Below are 6,148 nucleotides of genomic sequence, written 5' to 3' on the forward strand. Positions count from 1 at the left end.
ATCATTTTTACAAACTCAATATAGTTTTCCACGGTTATTATTTATTATTACAAAGATCTGTAGTTTTTAATTCACACACAACTTTTGAGATTGATCCCTTATGCTTTCTGTTAATACTACTTTCGGGCAGTCTAAGAAAGAATTAGCCAGAGTGAATAAGCAAATTGAGAGATTAGCCTTTGCTGATGCTATCGATTCTTATGAAAAGTTAGTAAAAAAAGGTAAAGCCTCTCAAGAAGTTGTATTGGGTTTAGCAAATGCATATTACGAAAATGGTTTATATATTGAAGCTAATCACTGGTTTGAAGAAGCATTTGGTAAGATAGAATCTTCTCAAGAGATTGAAGATTTGAATAATTACTACCGCTATGTGCAAACAGTTAGAACTTTAGGAGATTATACTGTAGCAAATGCAAAAATGGATTTATTGGCAGATAAGTTTCCAGAAGATGGTCGTATTAAAAAATACTTAGCAGATCCTAACTATATTACTGAAGTAAATAGCAATAGAGAAGGGTATAAAGTTAAGTTATTGAATAGTGTTAATACAGAATTTTCTGAATACGGATCAGCTTTGTATAAAGGAGAAATTGTTTATGCATCTTCTCAAAAAAGTAAATTCAGAAAAGATAAGATACACAGTTGGACAAATGATCCTTACACTAAATTATTTTCTGCCCCAGTTCGTATAGATGGGTACATTGGTGAAGTAAAACCATTTGCTAAGAAGCTTGATGGTAATTTTAACGAGGCAAACGCAGTATTTAGTGCTGATCAACGTGCTATGTATTTTTCAAGTAATACACGTGGTGATAAGAATACTCGTTATTCAGATGGAACTATGTTAGTAAGTTTGTATAGAGCTTATTCATTTGGTCAAGGTAAATGGGGGGATGTTGAGAAGTTATCTATTAACGTACCTCATGCTAACTCATCTCAACCAGCATTAAGTCCTGATCAAGATTGGTTATACTTTTCTTCAGATAGACCTGGAGGATATGGTCAGTCTGATTTATATAGAGTTAAGCTATATCGTGATGGTACATTCGGGGTTCCTGAGAATTTAGGTGACAAGATTAATACGGAAGGTAGAGAAAGTTTTCCATTTGTAAGCTCTGATAATGTTTTGTATTTCGCTTCTGACGGTCATCCTGGTTTAGGAGGATTGGATTTGTATGGAGTGCAAATTTATGAAGATGGTACTTTTGGAGAGGTTGTTAACTTAGGTAACTCTATCAATAGTTCTCACGATGATTTCGCAATGTATTTGGATCCTGAGTCTAAATTTGGATTTATTACTTCAAATAGACCTAATGGTGAAGGAAAAGATGATTTGTATTTTGTTCGTATGAAGTTAGGTACAGAATTAAATGTTGCCCAAGAAATCAGAGGTAAAGTTGTTGACCAGGCTACTGATAAACCAATTTGGGATGCGTTCGTATTCTTATATGATGAAAAACACAGATTGATTGATCAAATTGAAGTTGATAAGAGAGGTGAATATAAATTCACAGATGTGAAGATTAACCGTGAATACTCTATTGCTGCTAAAGCTCCAGGTTATAATTCTGCTGAAACTGCAATTGATCCTGTTACTAAGAATGTAGACATTGTTGTTGATTTTGCTTTAAATAGAAGTAAAGAGCTTGTTATCCCAGGATATGAATATGGTGGAACTACAGGTTATGGTGATGATGTAAGAGTAAAAGAAGGTGATGATTTAACTAAGGTGTTGAACTTGCAACCAATTTATTTTGACCTTGATAAGTTTAATATTAGATTAGATGCTCAAATAGAATTATCTAAAGTAGCTTCATTAATGTTAAATTACCCTCAATTAAAATTAGAAGTTAGATCTCATACAGACGCAACAGGACCTGATGCTTATAATATGAGATTATCTGAAAGAAGAGCGATATCAACTGTAGATTGGTTAGTAAAACAAGGTATTAGCCGTAACAGAATTAAAGGTATTGGAATGGGTGAGAGCCAAATCATGAATCACTGTAAGAACAATGTTCCATGTAGTGAGCGTGAGCATCAAAAAAATAGACGTAGTGAGTTTATTGTAATTGGATTATAAAATTAAGTTTTATATAAAGAGAAGGAGTTCCATTGGAACTCCTTTTTTTATTCCTATATTTTATAAAACCTTTATGTGCATTGTTCACAGAAATTATGTAATTTGCACTTTGGAATTAATTCATTTAGTAGAAATAAATTTATAATGATTATACAACCTAGAACACGTGGATTTATTTGCTTAACTTCTCATCCTGAAGGATGTGCTGAAAATGTTAGAAAGCAAATCGAATATGTTAAGTCAAAAGGACTGATTAATAATGGACCAAAAAAAGTTTTAGTAATAGGGGCTTCTACTGGTTTTGGATTAGCTTCTCGTATCTCTGCTGCTTTTGGTTCGAATGCTGCTACTATTGGAGTGTTTTTCGAGAAACCTGGTACAGAAGGACGTCCTGGAACTGCTGGATGGTATAACTCTGCTGCGTTTGAGAAAGAAGCTCATGCTGCTGGATTATATGCAAAAAGTATTAATGGTGATGCTTTCTCTGATGAAATCAAGAAAGAGGCTATTGATCTAATTAAGAAAGATTTAGGACAAATTGATTTAGTAGTTTATAGCTTGGCCTCTCCAAGAAGGACTCATCCAAAGAGTGGAGAGAATTTTGCTTCTGTTTTGAAACCAATAGGTGAACCATTCTCTAACAAAACTGTAGATTTTCACACTGGTGTAGTTTCTGATATTACTATTAATCCTGTTACTGAGCAATCTGATATAGACAATACAATTGCTGTAATGGGAGGTGAAGATTGGAAGTTTTGGATTGAAGATTTAAAAGCTGCGGGTGTTTTAGCTCAAGGGTGTAAAACAGTTGCTTATTCTTATATTGGACCTGAATTGACTTATCCAATTTATAGAAATGGTACTATTGGTATGGCTAAGAATGATTTAGAAGGTACTGTTCCATATCTGAATGAACTACTTGGTGACTTGAATGGAGTTTCTTATGTATCAGTTAATAAGGCTTTGGTTACTCAATCTAGTTCTGCTATCCCTGTTGTTCCATTGTATATTTCTTTGTTATATAAAGTAATGAAAGAAAAGGGGATTCACGAAGGTTGTGTGGAGCAAATGCAAAGATTATTTGCAGACCGCTTGTATGCTGATAACGTAGTTTTAGATAGTGAAGGGCGTATTCGTGTAGACGATTTAGAAATGCGTGAAGATGTACAGGCTGAAGTAGCTGAATTATGGGATAAAGTGACTACTGAGAATATTGAAAGTATTTCTGACTTAGCTGGTTATAGAAGAGATTTCTTTAATTTATTCGGTTTTGAGTTTGATAATATTGACTATAACGTTGAATCAGATGAACTAACTTCTGTTGAAAGTATTAAATAATATAGATTATTGTTTTAAATAGAAAAGAGAGCTATTAGCTCTCTTTTTTTGTTTAGTGAATATGTTCTGTTTGGATTAAATCGATTATAAATGTGATTTGCTGCTTCAAATTTTGAATATCAGTATCAAGTGCTTCTTTAGTGTTATAAGCTTTAGATTTATCTTCTATAGCCTCTAAGAGAGGGATTATCTTCTTGATCTCTAATTGTCTAAACATTGGAAGCATCTTATGAGCTATATTACTCAAAGTATCTATATCCATTTCTTCAGCGGCATAGTCAAGGTCTAATAAGTTTTCGTGTGTACTTTCTATAAATATGACAAGTAGATTTTTTAGAGCTTCTATGTCATCTCCTATGAATTGTTTAAGTGTATTTGTATTGTAAGGTTTGTTGTTTTTCTCATTTTCAAATGTAGTTGTTGGAGTTTCAACACTAACTTGAAAAGTGGTATTTGGATAAAATATCTTTGCAATTAGCTTTAATAATTCATTTAAATCTAAAGGCTTAGGGTGCGAACCAGTAAATCCAGCATTGGTGAAGTCTTCATTTGAAAGGTTTCTTTTTCCAGATAGTGCTATTACGGGTATGTCCTTTGTAAAGTTATTCTGTTGAATTTGATTTAATAATTCAAAACCATCCATTTTCGGCATTTGTATATCTGACAAAATTAGATTTATTGTGTTATTTTGTAGGTATGAAATTACTTCTGTAGGATCATTTTTCAAGACAACACTTTTAAAGATAGGGCTAAGTATTTCTTCCATTAATTGCAATTGTATCTTATCATCGTCAATCACAAGTATTGAAAGGTCACTTAGAATATTTGTTTCCTTTAAACTTGATGAATTTGTTTGTTCGCTTTGTTCTCCTTCAATAGCTTCAATGTACGGAATAACAATTTCAAATGCTGATCCTAATCCTAATTTGCTATCAACTGTAATTGTTCCATCAAGCAAATTAATTAATCGCTGCGATATGTTTAACCCTAATCCAGTACCACCAAATTTCTTTTCGATTCCGTCATGGGCTTGTCTAAATTCTTGAAAGATATTCTTGACATTATCTTTGTGGATCCCAATGCCAGTGTCTTCAACTTTTATACTGATAGAATCCTCTTTCTTTAATGCGCTAACTTTTACGTGTCCTACCTGTGTAAATTTGATTGCATTTGAGATCAGATTTGTCAGTATTTGTTTTATTCTATATGGGTCAGTAACGATGTTTAAATTTAGAACAGGATATATATCCCAAAGTAATTCTATTTTCTTATTGTCTGCATTGGGTTGTAACAATAAGCAAGTATTCTGAATTAGTTCAGTTAAATTTGTTGGTTGAGTTTGTATAGTTAACTTGTTATTCTCAAGTTTAGAAAAATCGGTAAGATCATTTACTAAGTTGCGTATATACTGAGAGGAAGTTTTTATGTTTTTGACGTATTGATTTTGTTTGTCATCAAGAGATGTTTGGTTAAGTAAATCAGTGAAGCCAATTAAGCCACCTAAAGGAGTTTGTAAATCGTGAGTAACCGTTGCAAACAACATTGTTTTGCTTCGCAATAATTCTTCTTTTTCTTTGTTTAGCTTTTCTAAGGCAACTCTGTATTCTTGCGTTTGATTTACGTCCTTGATTATAATAAAACCTAAAATAATAATCACTAAAAGTGCTGAACCACCTATATATGCAATATTGGTGGAGGCTGTGCTTATGTGTGATTTAGATTCGTTAATCTTTTGATAAGAAAGTGAGATGATATTTTTCTCTACATTTTGCAATATATCTCTTAATTGATCAGTAATGTGTTTATTCTCAACGAGTAGTTGCTGCTCTTGTTGGAAAAGGGCTTTTTGTTTTTGATCAATTTTATTTTGTGTACTCAAGACTATTTTTTCCATAGCGGATATCAGAGAGTCAGAGATGCTTGGGTAATTAATAGTTGTGGTAATAGTGTCCGTGTTATCACCTTTAAAAAGCCTTGCCCATGCACTTCTTTTCTGCTTATCTCTACTTTGAATAATTATTGGTTGAATATTTTGTTCAATTTCTTCTCTTAAGTTATAAATTTCATCAAAAGCTTCTTTGTAGTCACCTGATTCGTTGATTGCTTTTCTGGCTTTAACTAACTCTGCAACACTTTTCTTTTTCTTTGCTAAAAGGTCATTTACAGTATTCAATTTATCATACGTTACTGGATCCTTTACATCTTTTTGTATTTGACTGATATGACTGACAATTGTATCAAGTTGGGCAAAGTAAGTTTGTATATCTTTTTGATTTCCAGTTAAAATAGCATTTCTACCATATGCTTCGGAATTGTAGAGATCATTTATAGTACTGCTAACCAAAAAGATTTTGTTATTTTCATTTACCATGTGAAGTTCTGGTACAGTAAATTTTTTAGCTTCTTTGTAAATATATATTCCCGAAGCTATTACTGCTGTAAAAAGTATTAAGTATAGAACTGCTATTTTGAGTTTAATGGAAAAGGAGTTTTTCATATTTGATTGGCTAATATCATTCACTAACGAGCAAAATTACAAAGAAGTAAGCTTGAATTGTAATTAAAAGTGAATAATCCAGTTTAATCTTAGGTAGGTTTTGTTTTGTAAAAATTAAATTATATGAAATAGTTTGATTATTTAAGAATTAATGTAATAATAGTGTTTGTATTTAACTTTTTATTGTATATTTGAGTATGTGGTTCCTACTAAAGAGAGAAAATCTATAC

At 32.0% G+C, this 6,148-nt stretch carries 3 protein-coding genes; 2 read left to right on the top strand and 1 reads right to left on the bottom strand.

What is annotated here, in order from left to right; all coding sequences use genetic code 11:
• Nucleotides 1–100 precede the first annotated feature (100 nt).
• A complete protein-coding gene (locus GOQ24_RS12045; RefSeq protein ID WP_160339800.1) occupies nucleotides 101–2,083 on the top strand; it encodes an OmpA family protein in 1,983 nt (660 codons plus the stop codon).
• A gap of 144 nt (nucleotides 2,084–2,227) precedes the next feature.
• A complete protein-coding gene (gene fabV / locus GOQ24_RS12050; protein ID WP_160339801.1) occupies nucleotides 2,228–3,421 on the top strand; it encodes an enoyl-ACP reductase FabV in 1,194 nt (397 codons plus the stop codon).
• 52 nt (nucleotides 3,422–3,473) lie between these two features.
• Here fabV and GOQ24_RS12055 read toward each other — a convergent pair whose 3' ends face one another.
• Nucleotides 3,474–5,918 carry an ATP-binding protein gene (locus tag GOQ24_RS12055; protein WP_160339802.1) on the bottom strand — a complete coding sequence of 815 codons (2,445 nt, stop codon included), beginning with the start codon at nucleotides 5,916–5,918 and terminating at the stop codon, nucleotides 3,474–3,476.
• Between the last annotated feature and the right edge of the window lie 230 nt (nucleotides 5,919–6,148).

This window comes from Myroides sp. LoEW2-1 (genome assembly GCF_009767705.1).
Classification (GTDB): Bacteria; Bacteroidota; Bacteroidia; order Flavobacteriales; family Flavobacteriaceae; genus Flavobacterium; species Flavobacterium album_A.